The sequence below is a fragment of the Cellulomonas sp. KRMCY2 genome (assembly GCF_000526515.1).
Taxonomy (GTDB): Bacteria; Actinomycetota; Actinomycetes; order Actinomycetales; family Cellulomonadaceae; genus Actinotalea.
In genome coordinates, this window is record NZ_JAGF01000001.1 from 3,876,345 (window position 1) to 3,894,590 (window position 18,246).

At 70.2% G+C, this 18,246-nt stretch carries 15 protein-coding genes and 1 tRNA gene; 7 read left to right on the top strand and 9 right to left on the bottom strand.

Going from position 1 to position 18,246, the window contains the following annotated elements:
• From K415_RS0118265 to rpsA, 5 genes are all read right to left on the bottom strand, one after another.
• Positions 1 to 1,068 (bottom strand): TerC family protein, encoded by a 1,068-nt coding sequence (locus K415_RS0118265; protein ID WP_024288470.1) that lies wholly within the window; start codon positions 1,066 to 1,068, stop codon positions 1 to 3.
• A gap of 238 nt (positions 1,069 to 1,306) precedes the next feature.
• Positions 1,307 to 3,409 (bottom strand): excinuclease ABC subunit UvrB, encoded by a 2,103-nt coding sequence (gene uvrB, locus K415_RS0118270; protein WP_024288471.1) that lies wholly within the window; start codon positions 3,407 to 3,409, stop codon positions 1,307 to 1,309.
• Between the two features lie 36 nt (positions 3,410 to 3,445).
• A complete protein-coding gene (locus K415_RS0118275; protein WP_024288472.1) occupies positions 3,446 to 4,114 on the bottom strand; it encodes a hypothetical protein in 669 nt (222 codons plus the stop codon).
• Positions 4,111 to 4,728 (bottom strand): dephospho-CoA kinase, encoded by a 618-nt coding sequence (gene coaE / locus K415_RS0118280; RefSeq protein ID WP_024288473.1) that lies wholly within the window; start codon positions 4,726 to 4,728, stop codon positions 4,111 to 4,113. The genes K415_RS0118275 and coaE overlap by 4 nt, the downstream gene beginning before the upstream one ends.
• A 143-nt stretch (positions 4,729 to 4,871) precedes the next feature.
• Positions 4,872 to 6,380, bottom strand: a complete 1,509-nt coding sequence (rpsA, locus tag K415_RS0118285; RefSeq protein ID WP_024288474.1) for a 30S ribosomal protein S1 — start codon at positions 6,378 to 6,380, stop codon at positions 4,872 to 4,874.
• Positions 6,381 to 6,638: 258 nt separating this feature from the next.
• On the opposite strand from rpsA, the gene K415_RS0118295 reads away from it, so the two are divergent.
• Positions 6,639 to 7,445, top strand: coding sequence for a class I SAM-dependent methyltransferase (locus K415_RS0118295; protein WP_024288475.1), 807 nt, complete (start codon positions 6,639 to 6,641; stop codon positions 7,443 to 7,445).
• A gap of 72 nt (positions 7,446 to 7,517) precedes the next feature.
• Here the strand turns inward: K415_RS0118295 and polA are convergent, their stop codons facing one another.
• On the bottom strand, positions 7,518 to 10,226 hold the full coding sequence (gene polA / locus K415_RS0118300) for a DNA polymerase I (RefSeq protein WP_024288476.1): 2,709 nt from the start codon (positions 10,224 to 10,226) through the stop codon (positions 7,518 to 7,520).
• A 103-nt stretch (positions 10,227 to 10,329) separates the two neighbouring features.
• Between polA and K415_RS0118305 the strand changes: the two genes are divergently transcribed.
• Entirely contained in the window at positions 10,330 to 10,686 is a 357-nt protein-coding gene (locus K415_RS0118305; RefSeq protein WP_231495011.1) for a PaaI family thioesterase, read from the top strand.
• Here the strand turns inward: K415_RS0118305 and K415_RS0118310 are convergent.
• Positions 10,596 to 11,249: a GNAT family N-acetyltransferase gene (locus tag K415_RS0118310; protein ID WP_024288478.1), complete on the bottom strand. Its 654-nt coding sequence runs from the start codon at positions 11,247 to 11,249 to the stop codon at positions 10,596 to 10,598. The genes K415_RS0118305 and K415_RS0118310 overlap by 91 nt on opposite strands.
• 440 nt (positions 11,250 to 11,689) lie before the next feature.
• On the opposite strand from K415_RS0118310, the gene K415_RS0118315 reads away from it, so the two are divergent.
• Genes K415_RS0118315 through K415_RS0118330 form a run of 4 tightly spaced genes read left to right on the top strand, consistent with a single transcriptional unit; the run spans position 11,690 to position 15,797 of the window.
• Positions 11,690 to 13,057 (top strand): branched-chain amino acid ABC transporter permease, encoded by a 1,368-nt coding sequence (locus K415_RS0118315; RefSeq protein WP_024288479.1) that lies wholly within the window; start codon positions 11,690 to 11,692, stop codon positions 13,055 to 13,057.
• A gap of 10 nt (positions 13,058 to 13,067) precedes the next feature.
• Positions 13,068 to 14,054 carry a branched-chain amino acid ABC transporter permease gene (locus K415_RS0118320; protein WP_024288480.1) on the top strand — a complete coding sequence of 329 codons (987 nt, stop codon included), beginning with the start codon at positions 13,068 to 13,070 and terminating at the stop codon, positions 14,052 to 14,054.
• Entirely contained in the window at positions 14,044 to 14,970 is a 927-nt protein-coding gene (locus tag K415_RS0118325) for an ABC transporter ATP-binding protein (protein WP_024288481.1), read from the top strand. Before K415_RS0118320 ends, K415_RS0118325 begins: the two co-directional genes overlap by 11 nt.
• Positions 14,967 to 15,797, top strand: a complete 831-nt coding sequence (locus tag K415_RS0118330) for an ABC transporter ATP-binding protein (protein WP_024288482.1) — start codon at positions 14,967 to 14,969, stop codon at positions 15,795 to 15,797. The genes K415_RS0118325 and K415_RS0118330 overlap by 4 nt, the downstream gene beginning before the upstream one ends.
• A gap of 80 nt (positions 15,798 to 15,877) precedes the next feature.
• On the opposite strand, the gene K415_RS0118335 is transcribed toward K415_RS0118330, so the two are convergent.
• The gene (locus tag K415_RS0118335) at positions 15,878 to 17,128 is read right to left on the bottom strand and encodes an ABC transporter substrate-binding protein (RefSeq protein WP_024288483.1); all 1,251 of its coding nucleotides are present in this window, start codon (positions 17,126 to 17,128) and stop codon (positions 15,878 to 15,880) included.
• A gap of 209 nt (positions 17,129 to 17,337) precedes the next feature.
• Positions 17,338 to 18,015, bottom strand: a complete 678-nt coding sequence (locus K415_RS0118340; protein WP_024288484.1) for a response regulator — start codon at positions 18,013 to 18,015, stop codon at positions 17,338 to 17,340.
• Between the two features lie 140 nt (positions 18,016 to 18,155).
• Here K415_RS0118340 and K415_RS0118345 point away from each other — a divergent pair.
• Positions 18,156 to 18,229, top strand: a tRNA-Leu gene (locus K415_RS0118345).
• Positions 18,230 to 18,246 lie beyond the last annotated feature (17 nt).

Sequence of the window (18,246 nt, forward strand, 5' to 3'; positions counted from 1 at the left end):
TCAGCCGTCAACGGATGCCGTCGCGGCCGGCTCGTCTGCCGGCGCGCTCTGGGCGTCCGCTGCCGGAGCGCCCTCGGCGTCCGCCGAGCGGCGCACGTCCCGCCTGGTCTTGAGCAGGCTCGCCGCCGTCGCGACCGTCAGGGTGCCGAGGATCACCATCAGAGACACCCAGATCGGGATCTCGGGCGCCCACGCCACGGTCTCGCCGCCGTTGACGAACGGCAGCTCGTTGGTGTGCAGGGCCTCGAGCACCAGCTTGACGCCGATGAAGCCGAGGATGAGCGCGAGGCCCTCGGAGAGGTAGACCAGGCGCTTGAGCAGACCGCCGAGCAGGAAGTAGAGCTGACGCAGACCCAGCAGGGCGAAGACGTTCGTCGTGAAGACGATGTACGGCTCCTTCGTCAGGCCGAAGATCGCCGGGATGGAGTCGAGTGCGAACAGCACGTCGGTCGAGCCGATCGCGATCATCACGACGAGCATCGGGGTGACCAGGCGACGGCCGCTGCGGGAGACGGTGAGGCGGTCTCCGTGGTACTCGGGGGTCGTCGGGACGAACCGCCGGATCAGTCGCAGCAGGGCGTTCTCGTGGTACTCCGACGGCGTCTCGCTGTCGTGGTCCTCGCGTGCGAGCTTGATGCCGGTGTAGATGAGGAAGGCACCGAAGATGTAGAAGACCCAGGAGAACTCCGCGATCGCCGCCGCGCCGGCCCAGATGAACAAGCCACGCAGGAACAGGGCGATGGCCACGCCGACGAGCAGCACCTTCTGCTGGTAGATCGACGGCACGGCGAACCGGGTCATGATGATCAGGAAGACGAAGAGGTTGTCCACCGAGAGGCTCTTCTCGGTGATGTAGCCGGCGAAGTACTCACCGCCGTGCGCGCTCCCCCACACCAGGGTCAAGCCGATGCCGAAGACGATCGCCATGCCGATGTAGACGCCCGACCAGATGGCCGACTCCCGGAACGACGGTTCGTGCGGCGTGCGCACGTGGGCGTAGAAGTCGAAGACGACCAGGCCCAGCGCGCCGACGAAGGTCACGCCCCAGACCCACAGGGGAACAGTCACAGATGTACCTCCGGTACGTAGCAGCGAGTACCGGAGGTCTCCTCCGCCCGGATGCGCCCTGCACGACGCTCGGACCAATGGCACCGGGCCGACCTCTCGGCCTTCCGTGATGACGGCACCACTGCGACGGGAGTACTCCCCTCCAACAAGGCCAAGGATAGGTCATCCGGATCGCAGCCTGGGTACGACGCCGCTCGCAGGTGCTGCGCGCGGCTGTTCCGCCGTGCGATCCCCCGTCTCACGCGGTCGCGGCCTGCATGTCCCTGAGCTCCCTCTTCAGCCCTGAGATCTCATCCCGCAACCGGGCTGCGAGCTCGAACTGCAGCTCCGCCGCCGCGCCGTGCATCTGTGCGCTGAGCTCCTGGATGAGGTCGGCGAGCTCGGCCGCCGGCACCGCGGCGAGACGTGAGCGCACGGTCGGCTCCGGGGCGCCGGCGCGGCCCGGGACCGCCGTCTTCCCCCGGCCCGCGTTGCGGTAGCCGCCCTTGAGCAGCTCGGCGGTGTCCACGTCCTCGCGCTGGAGCATGTCCGTCACGTCGCTGATCTTCTTGCGCAGCGGGGTCGGGTCGATGCCGTTCAGGGTGTTGTACGCGACCTGCTTCGCACGTCGGCGGGTCGTCTCGTCGATGGCCTGGGCCATCGCCTTCGTCACGGTGTCCGCGTACATGTGGACCTCGCCCGAGACGTTCCGGGCAGCTCGCCCGATCGTCTGGATGAGGGACGTCCCGGAGCGCAGGAAGCCCTGCTTGTCCGCATCGAGGATGGCGACGAGCGAGACCTCGGGCAGATCGAGCCCTTCGCGCAGCAGGTTGATCCCGACCAGCACGTCGCACTGACCGAGGCGGAGCTCGCGCAGCAGCTCGACCCGGCGCAGCGTGTCGACCTCCGAGTGCAGGTACTGCACCCGGACGCCCTTCTCGAGCAGGTAGTCGGTGAGATCCTCCGACATCTTCTTGGTCAGCGTCGTCACCAGCACGCGCTCGTTGCGCTCGACCCGCACCCGGATCTCCTCGAGCAGGTCGTCGATCTGTCCGGTCGTCGGCTTGACCACGACCTGCGGGTCCACCAGCCCGGTGGGTCGGATGATCTGCTCGACCACGCCGTCGGACTGCGAGAGCTCGTACGGACCCGGGGTCGCGGAGAGGTACACGGTCTGGCCGATCCGCTCGACGAACTCCTCCCAGCGCAGCGGACGGTTGTCCATCGCGCTCGGCAGGCGGAAGCCGTGCTCGACGAGCGACCGCTTGCGGGACATGTCGCCCTCGAACATCGCGCCGATCTGCGGCACGGTGACGTGCGACTCGTCGATGACGAGCAGGAAGTCCTCGGGGAAGTAGTCGAGCAGCGTGTTCGGCGGTGTCCCCGGACCGCGGCCGTCGATGTGTCGCGAGTAGTTCTCGATCCCCGAGCAGCTGCCGACCTGACGCAGCATCTCGATGTCGTACGTCGTGCGCATCCGCAGCCGCTGCGCCTCCAGGAGCTTGTTCTGCTGCTCGAGCTCCGCCAGGCGCTCCTCGAGCTCCGCCTCGATCCCGGAGATCGCCCGTTCCATCCGTTCGGGGCCCGCCACGTAGTGCTTCGCGGGGAAGATGAACATCGCGCTCTCGGACCGGATGACGTCGCCCGTGAGCGGCTGCAGGGTGTGGATCGCCTCGATCTCGTCACCGAAGAACTCGATGCGCAGGGCCAGCTCCTCGTAGACCGGGATGATCTCGACGGTGTCCCCACGGACCCGGAAGGTGCCCCGGGTGAACGCGATGTCGTTGCGGGTGTACTGCATGCCGACGAACTGGCGCAGCAGCTGGTCCCGCTCGATGCGGTCCCCCACCGACAGGCGCACCATCCGGTCGACGTACTCCTGCGGGGTGCCGAGGCCGTAGATGCAGGACACCGAAGCGACCACGACGACGTCGCGCCGGGTGAGCAGCGAGTTGGTCGCCGAGTGCCGCAACCGCTCGACCTCGTCGTTGACCGACGAGTCCTTCTCGATGTAGGTGTCCGTCTGAGCGATGTACGCCTCGGGCTGGTAGTAGTCGTAGTAGGAGACGAAGTACTCGACCGCGTTGTTGGGCATCAGCTCACGGAACTCGGTCGCGAGCTGCGCGGCGAGCGTCTTGTTCGGCGCCATCACCAGGGTGGGGCGCTGGACCTGCTCGATCAGCCACGCCGTCGTCGCCGACTTGCCGGTGCCTGTGGCGCCGAGCAGGACGACGTCCTTCTCGCCGGCCTTGATCCGCCGGGTGAGGTCCGCGATCGCGGTGGGCTGGTCGCCGGACGGTCGGAAGTCCGAGATCACCTCGATCGGCGCGACACGGCGCTGCAGGTCTGTCACGGGACGCATGGCGTCAACCGTACGACGGCCCACCGACACGCCGGATCAGGACACCGTGCCGACGCTCCGCCGGGGCTCCGCGCCGGACGCGGGGTCGAGTGCAGCACGCAGGATCGCCGAGAGCGCCGACGCGGCATCGGGGGTCGGCAGCGACGGCTCCCCGACCCGGACCTGCTCCCGGACGCACGGGACGTGCACGAACCCGCCGCGCACGGTGGGCACGGCGGGCGTCCGGTCGAGCAGGTGCATCAGGGCGTAGAAGGTGGCGTTGCAGACGTACGTCCCGGCTGTGGTCGACACCTCCACGGGCACGTCGAGCTCCTGTGCCGCGGCGAGGCAGGCCCTGACCGGCAGGGTCGTGAGGAACGCCGTCGGGCCGCCGGCGATCACCGGGACGTCGACCGGAGCCGAGCCGTCGTTGTCGGGGATCGGCGCGTCGATCAGGTTGACCGCGACCCGCTCGAGGCCGACGGCCGATCGCCCGGCTGCCTCGCCCACGCACACGACGAGGGCCGGCGAATGCTCGGCGACCGCCTCGCGCAGCACCTGACGGGCACCACGGAACGACACCGGCAGGCGCACCACGACCAGCTCCGGTGGACCTGTCCAGGTGCCGGCGACCTCCTGGACCGCCGCCCACGACGCATTGGTCGTCCGACCGTCGAACGGGGCGAACCCGGTGAGCAGGACGGTCCCGGTCTGCGTTCGGGTCATCGAGCGGACCCGGCCGGGTGCCGGTCTGCCCAGACCGCCCACAGCGCGTCGACCTGGTCCTCGAGCTCGCTGACGGCCCCCGAGCCGTCCAGGACGACGTCGGCGACCGCGATCCGCGCCTCGTCGTCCGCCTGCGCGGCCAACCGGTCCCAGGCTTGCGTCTCGGTCAGCCCACGGGACGCGACGAGTCGCTGGACCCGGAGCTCCGGTGGTGCATCGACCACGACGAGCTCGTCGAAGTGACCGGCCTGCCCGGTCTCGACGAGCAGCGGGATGTCGTGCACGACGACGGTGCTGCCGTCGGCGACGGCCGCAGCCTCACGCTCCCGCGCCGCCTCGGTGACCAAGGGGTGCACGATCGCATTGAGCCGTTCGCGCGCCATCGGGTCGGCGAACACCTGCGCACCGAGGGCCGCCCGGTCGAGCTCCCCCAGCACCGTGACGACCTCCTGACCGAAGGCCTCCGCGACGGCTTCGAGCCCCGAGCTGCCCGGTGCGACGACCTCACGCGCAAGCACGTCGTGGTCGATGACGGCAGCCCCGAGCCGCCTCAGGCGGGCAGCGACCGTCGACTTGCCCGCGGCGATGCCACCGGTCAGTCCCACCCGGTGCACAGCCGCGTCGGAGACCCTCCCGCTCGCGTGATCCCGCACGGGACAAGCCTAACCGGCACCACCTGCGGCGGACCGGGCTGCCGGCGGCGGATGCACGACGGGCCGGCCACCCGAAGGTGACCGGCCCGTCGTGCCGTGCCGTGTCAGTTGCCGGTGAGCTTCTCGCGCAGTGCGGCGAGAGCCTCGTCCGACGCCAGCGTGCCGGCGGCTTCCTCGACCGGGGTCGAGGAGTAGCTGCTGCTGCTGCCGCCACCACCGGTGCTGCTGCTCGAGGAGGAGGAGCTCGACGAGGAGCCCTCCGGCGCGCTGGCAGCGACCGCGTCGGCCTCGACGGCCTCGAGGACCTGCTTCTTGTGCGCCTCCCAGCGGGCGTGCGCCTGGGCGTACTGCGCCTCCCAGACCTCGCGCTGCGCCTCGAAGCCTTCGAGCCACTCGTTGGTCTCCGGGTCGAAGCCCTCGGGGTACTTGTAGTTCCCCTTGTCGTCGTACTCGGCGGCCATGCCGTACAGCGCGGGGTCGAAGTCCTCGCTGGTCGGGTCGAGGCCCTCGTTCGCCTGCTTGAGCGACAGCGAGATGCGACGGCGCTCGAGGTCGATGTCGATGACCTTGACGAAGGTCTCGTCACCGACGTTGACGACCTGCTCGGGCAGCTCGACGTGGCGCACGGCCAGCTCGGAGATGTGCACGAGGCCCTCGATGCCGTCCTCGACGCGCACGAACGCACCGAACGGGACGAGCTTGGTGACCTTGCCGGGCACGACCTGACCGATGGCGTGCGTGCGGGCGAAGGCCTGCCACGGGTCCTCCTGCGTCGCCTTGAGCGACAGCGAGACACGCTCGCGGTCGAAGTCGACGTCGAGCACCTCGACGGTGACCTCCTGGCCGACCTCGACGACCTCGCTCGGGTGGTCGATGTGCTTCCAGGACAGCTCGGAGACGTGCACGAGACCGTCGACGCCGCCGAGGTCGACGAACGCACCGAAGTTGACGATTGAGGACACGACGCCGGGACGGACCTGACCCTTCTGCAGGGTCTGCAGGAAGGTCGAGCGCACCTCCGACTGGGTCTGCTCGAGCCAGGCACGGCGCGACAGGACCACGTTGTTGCGGTTCTTGTCGAGCTCGATGATCTTCGCCTCGATCTCCTTGCCGACGTACGGCTGGAGGTCGCGGACACGACGCATCTCGACGAGCGAGGCGGGCAGGAAGCCGCGCAGGCCGATGTCGAGGATGAGGCCACCCTTGACGACCTCGATGACGGTGCCGGTGACGACGCCGTCCTCTTCCTTGATCTTCTCGATCGTGCCCCAGGCGCGCTCGTACTGTGCGCGCTTCTTGGACAGGATCAGGCGGCCTTCCTTGTCCTCCTTCTGGAGGACCAGGGCCTCGACCACGTCGCCGACCTTGACGACGTCGTCCGGGTCGACATCGTGCTTGATGGACAGCTCGCGGGAGGGGATCACGCCCTCGGTCTTGTAGCCGATGTCCAGCAGGACCTCGTCGCGGTCGACCTTGACGATGGTGCCTTCGACGATGTCACCGTCGTTGAAGTACTTGATGGTCGCATCGATGGCGGCGAGGAAGTCCTCACTCGAGCCGATGTCATTGATCGCGACCTGCGGTGCCGTCTTCGCTGGGGTGGAGATGGTCATTGAGTTTCGAGCTCCGATGCGGACAGGGAATAGTGTGGACAGGGACATGGTGCGGATGGGATGAGCGCCCGTGGGCCGGCCATCCCGATGGATCCGGCGCAGGACGTGCCGCGCCGGGGATCATCCTATGCGTCGCGCGAAGGACGGGTCAAAGCAGGTCGACGGTCCGTTCGGACCGTCCCGACCCGACCTGCGTCCTCAGGCCAGGACCTGCGCCGTCCGGACCGGTCCCACCGACGAGCAGGAGCAGGTACGGCGATGGCAGCACTCCCGCCCGGCGAGGCCGGGTTCCACGACGTCCCGGACGGGCCCGCCGGATCCGCGGCGCGCGGCTGGTGGGACGCCAACGCGCACGACTACCTCGCCGAGCACGGCGAGTTCCTCGGCGCGGCCGACCTCTGCTGGTGCCCCGAGGGCCTCCGCGAGGAGCAGGCCGGGCTGCTCGGCACGGTCGCCGGCCGGCGGATCCTCGAGGTGGGTGCCGGCGCGGCCCAGGGCGCGCGCTGGCTGGCCGGCAGAGGTGCCCAGGTGGTGGCCACCGACGTGTCCTTCGGCATGCTGGCGGCCGGACGCGACCTCGACGAGACGACCGGGCTGCGGGCACCGACGGTCGCAGCCGACGCCCGGGCGCTGCCCTTCGCGGACGGCTCCTTCGACGTCGTGTTCACCGCGTTCGGCGCGATCCCCTTCGTGCCGGACGCCGACGCGGTGCACGCCGAGGTGGCACGGGTCCTTCGCCCGGGCGGCCGGTGGGTCTTCGCGGTCACCCACCCGATCCGATGGGCGTTCCCCGACGACCCGTCCGAACGCGGGCTGACCGCGATCCGCTCGTACTTCGACCGACGACCGTACGTCGAGGCCGACCAGACCGGTGGCGTCGCCTACGCCGAGTTCCACCGGACGCTCGGCGACCATGTCGCCGACCTCAACTGTGCCGGCTTCCACCTCGAGCGCCTGGTGGAACCCGAGTGGCCGGCGGGCCATGAGCGCTCCTGGGGCGGCTGGGGACCCGTCCGCGGCGCATACCTGCCCGGCACCGCGATCTTCGTCTGCCGACGCGCCTGACAGCGAGGCGACCCGATCGGTGACCAGCGGTGGGCGACCGGCGGTAGGTGACCAGCGGTCAGCGACCGGCGGTCAGTGACCGGCGTCGTGCCAGCTCGAACCGGTGCCGACCGAGACGTCGAGCGGGACGGAGATGTCGGCGGCGGAGCCCATCTCGTCGCGGACGAGCTGCTCGACCGCGACGAGCTCGCCGGGTGCGACCTCGAGCACGAGCTCGTCGTGGACCTGCAGCAGCATCCGGGACGCCAGTCCGGCCGCACGCAGTCGGGCCTCGACCCCGAGCATCGCTACCTTGATCAGGTCCGCGGCGCTGCCCTGGATCGGCGCGTTCAGCGCCATCCGCTCGGCCATCTCCCTGCGCTGCCGGTTGTCGCTCGTCAGGTCCGGCAGGTAGCGCCGACGGCCGAGGATGGTGGCCGTGAAGCCCGTCTGGCGCGCCTCGTCGACCACCCCGGCGAGGTAGTCCCGGACCCCGCCGAACCGCGCGAAGTAGTCCTCCATGAGAGCGGCCGCCTCGCTGACCGGGATGTTCAGCTGCTTGGACAGGCCGAAGGACGACAGTCCGTACGCAAGGCCGTAGGACATCGCCTTGATCTTGGAGCGCATCTGCGACGTGACAGCGTCGGTCGGCACACCGAAGACCCGTGACGCCACGAAGCTGTGCAGGTCCTCGCCCGACCTGAACGCTGTGATCAGACCCTCGTCACCGGACAGGTGAGCCATGATCCGCATCTCGATCTGGCTGTAGTCCGCGGTGAGCAGCGTCTCGAACCCGTCGCCGACCACGAAGGCGCGCCGGATCTGCCGGCCGGCCTCGGTCCGGATCGGGATGTTCTGCAGGTTCGGGTCCGTCGAGGACAGCCGCCCGGTGGCGGCGATCGTCTGCTGGAAGGTGGTGTGGATGCGCCCGTCGTCACCGACCGACCGCAGCAGGCCCTCGACGGTCTGGCGCAGGCGCGACGCGTCCCGATGGGCCAGGAGGTGCGCGAGGAACGGGTGCTCGGTGCGCTCGAACAGGTCGGTCAACGACGCGGCGTCGGTCGTCCAGCCGGTCTTGATCTTCTTGGTCCGCGGCATCCCGAGCTGGTCGAAGAGGACCTCCTGGAGCTGCTTCGGCGAGCCGAGGTTCACCTCGCGGCCGATCACCGCGTACGCCTCGGCCGCCGCGTCGGCCACCGTCGCGGCGAAGCCTCGCTCCAGCTCGGTGAGGTAGCCGACATCGGCCGCGATGCCGGCCTGCTCCATACCGGCCAGGACCCGGACCAGCGGCAGCTCGACCTCGTCGAGCAGGTGCCGGGAGCCGCGGTCGACGAGCTCGCCGCCGAGCACCTCGGCGAGCTCGGCCACGGCGGCCGCGCGCACGCCGGTGCGCTGCACCTCGGAGCCGCCGTCGAGATCGAGCTCGAACGCTCCCTGGCCGGACCCCGCAGCGGCGGTCTCCGTGCGCAGCTCGCGGTGCAGGTGCCGGACCGCCAGGTCGCTCAGGTCGTAGGTGCGCTGGTCGGGGTGGCACAGGTAGGACGCGAGAAGCGTGTCGAAGACGACGCCGTCCAGCCGCAGACCGCGACCGGCCAGGGCGTGCCAGGCGTCCTTGGCCCCGTGCAGGGCCTTGGGCGCGAGCGGGTCGCTCAGCCAGGCGTCCAGGGCCAGCTCGTCGGCCGGGTCCAGCTCGGTCAGGTCGAGGCTGATGGCGTGCGCCGCACCGTCCGCGATCGCTGCCGCCCACGCGTCGCCACCAGCCGGCACCGGTCGCCCGCTCACCTCGAGCGCGAGCGTCCGTCCGGAGCGCTGGGCGAACCACGCTGCCAGCTCCCCCGTACCGAGGGTGCCCACCTCGAGCTCGAAGCCACCGGCCTCGCCCTGCTCCTCGGGGACCATCGCGAAGAGCCGCTCGCGCAAGGTGCGGAACTGCAGTGCGTCGAAGACCCGGTGCATGGCCTCGCGGTCCCACGGCTGGACGGCGAGGTCGGCGACGCCGAGCGCCAGGTCCAGATCGGTGACCGCCGCGTTGAGCTCCCGGTTGAGCCGGACCTGCTCGAGGTTCGCCCGCAGGCTCTCGCCTGCCTTGCCGGCGATCTCGGGCGCTGCTGCGAGCACACCGTCGAGGCCGCCGTACATCGCGATCCACTTGGCGGCGGTCTTGGGACCGACCCCCGGCACCCCCGGCAGGTTGTCGCTCGTCTCGCCGACCAGCGCCGCCAGGTCGGGGTAGCGGGCGGGCGCGAGGCCGTACTTCTCCTCGACCGCTGCGGGCGTGTACCGCACCAGGTCGGAGACGCCCTTGCGCGGGTAGAGCACTGTCACGGCGTCGCCGACCAGCTGCAGGGCATCCCGGTCACCGGTGCAGACCAGCACGTCCATGCCGTCGGCGACCGCCCGGGTCGTCAGCGTCGCGATGATGTCGTCCGCCTCGAAGTTCACCTTCTCGAGGGTCGCGACCCGCAGGCTGTCGAGGATCTCCTTGATCAGCGGAACCTGGCCCTTGAACTCCGGCGGCGTCGCGTCCCGGGTGCCCTTGTAGGACGGGTACCGCTCGGTGCGGAAGGTCGTGCGGCCGGCGTCGAACGCCACCGCGACGTGGGTCGGCCGCTCGTCGCGCAGCAGGTTCGCGAGCATCGCCGTGAAGCCGTACACCGCGTTGGTCGGCTCCCCCGTCGTCGTCGCGAAGTTCTCGACCGGCAGGGCGAAGAAGGCGCGGTACGCCATCGAGTGGCCGTCGATCAGCAGCAGCAGGGGTCGGGCTCGCGCCAGGTCGCTCACGGGTGCCAACCTATCGGGCATGACCGACAGCGACATCGACGGCGCCGAGCGCGCCGAGGACCCCACAACCGGAGCCGACCTCGAGGCCATCCGGCGATCGAACGTCGGCACGCTCATCGAGCGGATGGGGATCGAGATCGTCGAGGCGGCACCCGGTCGCGTGGTCGGGACGATGCCGGTGGCCGGCAACACCCAGCCGTACGGCCTGCTGCACGGCGGGGCGTCCGTCGTCCTCGCCGAGACCCTCGGCTCCTACGGCGCGATGCTCCATGCGGGCGCGGGTCGCCAGGCGGTCGGCATCGAGGTCAACGCGACCCACCACCGCGCCGCCCGGGACGGCATCGTGACGGGCACCGCCACGGCACTGCACCTCGGTTCGACGACGGCGAGCTATGAGGTCGTCGTGGAGGACTCGACGTCGCGGCGGGTCTGCACCGCGCGCCTGACGTGCCTGCTGATCGCCGCGCGCCGTCCGGCCTGATCCCCCGACATCGACCCGACGGACGCGGCCGACGCAGCCTCGGCGCGTGACTGGCGCCGTCGTGCGATGAGGTCGTCGAGCCCGCGCGAGCCGGCCCGACCGCTGGGGCTGCTGTCGAGGGCCAGACGTCGCAGCAGCGCGGACGTGGTGGTCACCCGGTGGGCGGCGGCAGGGGCGAAGCCGAGCTGGACGAAGAACCGCTGCATCCCACGCGCGCCGGGGATCGGTGCCGCGTAGACGTGCTCGGCACCCGCTTCGGCCGCGACGTCGGCGGCACCGACCATCAGGCTGTGGCCGACGCCCCGGCGGCGATGCTCGGGCCCGACGTACACGACCTCGACCGCAAGGCTCACCTCGTCGGTGAACGGGTTGGGGCCGACCAGGCGGCCCAGCAGGAGACCGACAGCCGCGCCGTCGATGATCGCCACGAGGAGCGTGCCACCGGGCGCAGCCGTCAGGGCACCGAGCTGGTGGGCCAGCGTCGTCGCGTCCGACGTGCAGACCTGGGAACCGACCGACGACTCGGAACGCCCCGTGAGGCACAGGTTCACCACCTGGTCCATGTCGACAGGCTCAATGCGCCGAACCTCGATGACAGGACGCACGTCGACGGGCCTCCTTCTGCGGGACGCCGGCCGTGGCAGGTAGGGGGTACCGGGGGGTACGGCCGAACTGATGAGTGGAAACATAACCGCCTGCGCACCGCAGCGAAAGTCACCCGTTGGCGAACGTCCGTTCCGCCGGCAAGGTGTGCTGGCCACCCGATGCTGCCAAGGTGTGCGTGTCGCGAAACCCGCGCGACACATCGGCTGCCTATCGTCACCGTCACCCGGTGACGGATGCACGCCGGGTACGCCGCGCAACGACGCGCGGCGCGGACCGTGCGAGAGCGCGACAGCGGACGGAGGGTTCCACGGTGCACCTTGCAGCAGCCACCACGGGCCGCTCATCGAGTGGCTCTCCACGAGCGGGGCTGCGGGCAGCTCCGCGGGCCTCGGTCCTGATGGCTCTCCTGCTCGGCGCGGGGGCGCTGCTGGTCTCCGCAGCCGCCCCGGCAGCGGCAGCCGGGACGACCTGCTCCCCGAGCGCCGAGAACGGCTGCGTGGGCGGGACGATCCGGACCGCGGACGGCGAGCCGGCAGCGGGTGTGGAGCTCGAGATCGCCGGCGACGAGGAGACCGTCACCGCGGTGACCGGCGCCGACGGCACGTGGGCGGCAGCGCTCACCGTGCCCGGTGAGTACCTGGTCACCGTCGACGTCGCGACGCTGCCCGCCGGTGAGACGCTCCGGGACCCGGCCGGCAACCCCCGCACCGTCACTGTCACCCTCGGCTCCAGCACGGGAACGTTGTTCCCGCTCGGAGCACCGACCGGGAGCCCGGCGGCGTCGCCCGACGACGGCTCCGACGAGCCGACGGCGCAACCGTCGGCCGGTGCCGAACCGGGTCTGGACACCGCGGTGCCCGGGAGCACCAGCGCCGGTGGCGTGAACTGGGCGCGGGTGGCCCAGCAGACCACCGCCGGGCTCGTGTTCGGCACCCTCCTCGCGCTCGCCTCGGTCGGCCTGTCGCTGATCTACGGCACCACCGGGCTGAGCAACTTCGCGCACGGCGAGCAGGTCACGCTCGGCGGGATCCTCGCCTATCTCTTCGTCCAGGAGGCCAAGCTCCCGCTGCTCGTCGCCGGCATCCTCGCCGTCGCCATCGGCGCCGCATCGGGCTGGCTGCAGGACGCCGGCATCTGGCACCCGCTGCGCAAGCGCCGCATCGGGCTGACCCAGCAGCTCATCGTGACGATCGGTCTGGCGATCACGCTGCAGTACCTCTTCCAGCTCTTCCTCGGCGGGAGCTCGCTGCGGATCGTGCGCTCGAACCCGCAGACGGTGAACCTCGGCCCGGTGTACATCACCCAGCAGTCGCTGATCTCGCTGGCGATCGCCGCTGTCGCCCTCCTCGGTGTCTCGTACTTCCTGGTCGCCACCCGCATCGGGCGGGCCACCCGGGCGGTCTCGGACAACCCGGCGCTGGCCGCCGCGTCGGGGATCACCGTCGACCGGATCATCCGACTGGTGTGGACCCTCGGTGCGGGGCTCGCGGCCCTCGGTGGGGTCCTGATGGGCCTGTACCTGAACGCCACGGCGTGGAACATGGGCTCGACCCTGCTGCTCCTGATGTTCGCGGCCGTGACGCTCGGCGGCCTCGGGACGGCGTTCGGTGCCCTCGTCGGCTCGATCGTCATCGGGCTGGTGGTCGAGCTCTCGAACCTCGTCATCCCGTCGGACATGCGGTACGCGGGGGCGCTGGTCATCCTGATCCTCGTCCTGCTGCTACGACCCCAAGGCATCCTCGGCCGCGCCGAGCGCGTCGGATAACGGAGCGAACATGGACTGGACACGGATCCTCGGCAATGTCGCAGGCGAGCTCATCGCGCCGACCACGGCGGCCTACGCGCTGGCCGCCATCGGGCTCAACGTGCACTTCGGGCTCACCGGCCTGCTGAACTTCGGCCAGGCGGGGTTCATGCTCCTGGGCGCGTACGGCTTCGCGATCTCGACGATCGCCGGCTTCCCGGTGTGGGCGTCAGCCCTGGTCGCTGTGGCGTCCTCGATCGTCTTCGCGCTCATCCTCGGCATCCCGACGCTCAAGCTGCGCGGCGACTACCTGGCCATCGTGACGATCGCGGCGGCCGAGATCGTCCGCATCATCGGGCGGTCCACCGCGCTGACCGACCTGACCGGGGCGTCCTCCGGCCTGCGCGGGGACAGCTACAAGGCGACCTTCCAGGACCTGTCACCGCTGCCGGACGGCAGGACCGCGCTCGGCCCGTTCGAGTACTCCAACAACGCCTCGGACAGCTGGTGGGTCCGGATCGTCGGCTGGGCCGTCGTCCTGCTGGCCTGCCTGCTCGTGTGGCGGCTGATGAACAGCCCGTGGGGCCGGGTGCTCAAGGGCATCCGCGAGGACGAGGACGCCGTGCGGTCGCTCGGCAAGAACGTCTACGCCTACAAGATGCAGGCCCTGGTGCTCGGCGGCGTCATCGCCTCGCTGGCCGGCGTCATCTACGTCATGCCACGCGCGGTCCAGCCCGACTCCATGGGCAGACCGATGACGTTCTGGGTGTGGACGATCCTGCTGCTCGGCGGCGCCGCGACGGTCTTCGGTCCGGTCCTCGGCTCGATGCTCTTCTGGGCGACGCTCATGCTGATCAAGGCCGTCGGTCGCGACGTGATCCCGGACACCGTGATGCGCAGCGAGCAGATCGAGCAGTTCGGCTGGATCGTCGTCGGTGTGACGCTCATGCTCCTGGTCATCTTCCGACCTCAGGGGATCCTGGGCGACAAGAAGGAGCTGGCGATCAATGTCCGCTGACACCGCTGCCGCGGCACTGGCCGGCGTCGCGCACGAGCCCGGCGCCGCCAAGCCCGACCCGATCCTCGTGGCCGACGACGTCACGCGTCGCTTCGGCGGCATGACGGCGGTCGACGTCGCCCACCTCGAGGTCCAGCGGGGCGCGATCACGGCGTTGATCGGCCCGAACGGTGCCGGCAAGACGACCCTGTTCAACCTGCTCACGGGCTTCGACCAGCCCAACACCGGCAGGTGGTCGTTCGACGGTCGCTCGCTCGCCGGTGTGCCGGCCGCGAAGGTCGCACGCGCCGGGATGGTGCGCACCTTCCAGCTCACCAAGGCGCTCAGCCGGATGACCGTGATCGACAACATGCGCCTCGGCGCACGTGACCAGCCGGGCGAACGCCTGGGCGCGGCCCTCGTCCCCGCGATCTGGCGGCCCCGCGAGAGAGCGGTCACCGCCAAGGCCGAGGCCCTCCTGGAGCGCTTCACGCTGCTCGACAAACGCGACGAGTTCGCCGGCAGCCTCTCCGGCGGCCAGCGCAAGCTCCTGGAGATGGCCCGAGCGCTGATGAGCGACCCGACGATCGTCATGCTCGACGAGCCGATGGCCGGCGTGAACCCGGCCCTGACCCAGTCCCTGCTCGGGCACATCCAGTCCCTGCGCGACGAGGGCACGACAGTGCTCTTCGTCGAGCACGACATGCACATGGTGCGGCACATCTCGGACTGGGTGGCCGTGATGGCCGAAGGCAGGCTGGTCGCCGAGGGCCCGGCGGCCAGCGTGATGGCCGACCCGGCGGTCATCGACGCCTACCTCGGTGCCCACCACGACACCGATCTGGGCGACGACGCGCTGCTCACGGACGAGGTCGCAGCGACCCTCGAGCTGGAAGCGGCGGCGGAGCAGCGAGCACACGAGGAGGAGGACCGATGACCACGACGGCCCAGAGCGTGCCCGTCGGCGGCGCCGTACCGACCGGCGACCCCCTGCTGCGCGCGAGCGACCTCGTGGCGGGCTACCTGCCCGGGGTGAACATCCTCAACGGGTGCGACCTGGACGTCTACCCCGGCGAGCTGATCGGCATCATCGGCCCCAACGGGGCGGGCAAGTCGACCCTGCTCAAGGCCCTGTTCGGTCTGGTCAGCGTGCGGTCGGGCACGGTGACGCTCGGCGGTGAGGACATCACCAACAAGCGGGCCGACACGCTCGTGCACCGCGGCGTCGGGTTCGTGCCGCAGAACAACAACGTGTTCCCGTCGCTGACCATCGAGGAGAACCTCCAGATGGGTGCGTTCCAGGCGCCACGGTCCTTCGCCGAGCGCTTCGAGGCGATCGTCGACCTGTTCCCCACGCTCGGCGACCGACGCAGGCAGCGCGCGGGCTCGTTGTCCGGTGGCGAACGCCAGATGGTGGCGATGGCGCGGGCCTTGATGATGAACCCGTCCGTCCTGCTCTTGGACGAGCCGTCCGCCGGCCTCTCGCCGGTGCGCCAGGACGAGACGTTCATCCGCACCAGGAAGATCAACAAGACCGGTGTCTCGATCGTCATGGTCGAGCAGAACGCCCGGCGCTGCCTGCAGATCTGCGACCGGGGCTACGTCCTGGACCAGGGGCGCAACGCCTACACGGCCACCGGCCGCGAGCTCATGCACGACCCAAAGGTGATCGAGCTGTACCTCGGCACGCTCGCGGCGGACCAGGAGCAGGCCGACGCCGCGCAGGCACGCGGGACGGCCAAGGACCTGACCGCCGGAGACTGACACCGGCGGGACGGGCACCGGATGGCCCGGCCAGGGGAACCTGGCCGGGCCATCCGCCTGACGAGCGTCAGCGTGCGAGGTCAGCCGACCTCGCCGAACTCCGCCTTGACCCAGGTGTACTTGTTCTCGGCGTCGAACGTGTAGATCCCGACGAAGGCCGACGACGGGTCGTTGTCCGCGTTGAACGGACCGGCGCCCGAGACGGCCTGGTACGCGATGTCCTCGCCGCCGTCGATGAGGTCCACGCACTCGGTGAACGTCGTGCACTCGGTCCCACCGTCGGCACCGGAGACCGAGGCCAGGTTGGCCTGGATCGTCGGACCGTCGGTCCCCTCGCCCTTGACCGCTGCCAGCGCGGCCAGGATCACGGCGTCATAGGACTCCGCGGCGTAGGAGAAGTCGGTGAGGCCGTCGTCGACCTCGAGCAGGCGGGCCTGGAAATCATCGCTCGGGAACGCTCCGGGCAGGGTGCCCTGTGCGCCCTCGAGGGTGCCGGGCTCGAAGTCCGCGCTGTAGTCGGCGAGGTTGCCGTCGACGAAGTACAGCTTGGAGGTGTCGAAGCCGGCCGAGGCGAGCGCCGGGACGATGAGCTTGGTCTGGTCGAACGCGATCAGCACGATGGCGTCCGGGTTGGTCGCCAGGGCGGCCGTGACGGCCGACGGGATGACGTCGTCGGACGCGGGGTCGAACTCCTCGCCCGGGTTGCCGTACACGACGGTGCCCCCGGCTGCCTCGATGGTCTCCTTGGCCACGTCGCGCAGCGTGATGCCGTAGTCGTCGTTGAAGACGAGGAAGGCGACGTTCGCGTGGCCGTCGTTGATCACGAGGTTGCCCAGCGCCGAGCCCTGCACGAGGTCGGAGGGTGCCGTCCGGAAGTAGTAGTCCGAGTACCCGCTCAGCTTGGTCGACGTGTTCGCCGGGGAGATCTGGACGATCTCGGCGCCGGTGATGTCGTCCACCACGTTGAGGGTGACCGACGAGGACGCCGCACCGATGATGAGCTGGACGTCCTGGCTGATCAGGTCGGTGACCGACTGGGTCGCGACCTCCGCGTTGTCCGCGTCCGAGGAGTCGGCGTGGACGATCTTGACGTCCTCACCGAGGACGCCACCGGACTCGTTGATCTCGTTGACGGCCAGGTTGACGCCGGCGATCTCGGGCGGGCCGAGGAACGCCAGCGAGCCGGTCTGCGGGAGCAGCGATCCGACGATCAGCGGGCTCCCGCCACCGTCGGAACCCGCGTCGCCGTCGTCCCCACCGCATGCGGTGAGCACGAGGACAACGGCACCGACGAGCGCAGATGCGCGGAGGACGTTGGTCGATCTCTTCATGCGGGGCACCCCTCTGTTGAGCACTGTGATCTCCCGCACCGGGGATCACACAGCGCCCGGCGAGGGACTGTGCAGGGCAACGTACCGTCCGAGTGTGTCCGGAGTGTGAAATCTGCCGTATCAGATGCCGTCGTTGCCGAGTTGTGACCAAGGTCCCCGATTGTGGATCCGTCCCCGATCGTCGATCGGAGCAGGTCCCCCGCGGGAGGTCAGGAAGCGGCGCCGCCGACCTGCTCGATCACGGCGTCGGCGACCTCGCGCATGGTCAGACGACGGTCCATCGACGTCTTCTGGATCCAGCGGAAGGACTCGGGCTCGGTCAGTCCCATCTTGGTCATCAGCAGACCCTTGGCCCGGTCGACCCGCTTACGGGTCTCGAACCGCTCGGTCATGTCGACGACCTCGGCCTCGAGGGCGGTGATCTGGCTGTACCGCGAGATGGCGATCTCCACGGCCGGCAGCAGGTCGGCCGGCGTGAAGGGCTTGATCACGTAGGCCATCGCCCCGGCGTCGCGGGCACGCTCGACGAGCTCCTTCTGCGAGAAGGCCGTCAGCAGGACGACCGGCGCCGCGTGCTCCTTGCCGATGCGCTCGGCAGCGGTGATGCCGTCCATCACCGGCATCTTGACGTCCATCACGACGACGTCCGGCCGGAGCTCGATGGCCAGCCTGACGGCCGTCTCACCGTCGCCGGCCTCGCCGACGACGTCGAAGCCCGCCTCGCGGAGCGTCTCGACGACGTCCATCCTGATCAGGGCCTCGTCCTCCGCGACGACGGCACGCCGAGCCGGTCGACCGCTCGACCGCGCGTCAGGCACGTCCTGCACGGCGGTACCGCCGAGGGGCAGATCAAGGTCCGGGGTCTGCGGCACGTCGCTCTCGCTCACCGCGCTAGCCTAGTGCCGACGTCGGCCGGGCCGGTACAGCGTCCACCGAGCGTCGTCTCGCACTCGGTGGGACGGGCCCGACGGTCGTCGCGGTGGACCTCTACGTGCGCGTCGCCGACCCGCACAGCACGGCCCGCCAGGCCCCGATAGCCCAACCGGCAGAGGCGTTCGGCTCAAACCCGATCCAGTGTGGGTTCGAATCCCACTCGGGGCACCGTGTGACCTGCGGAA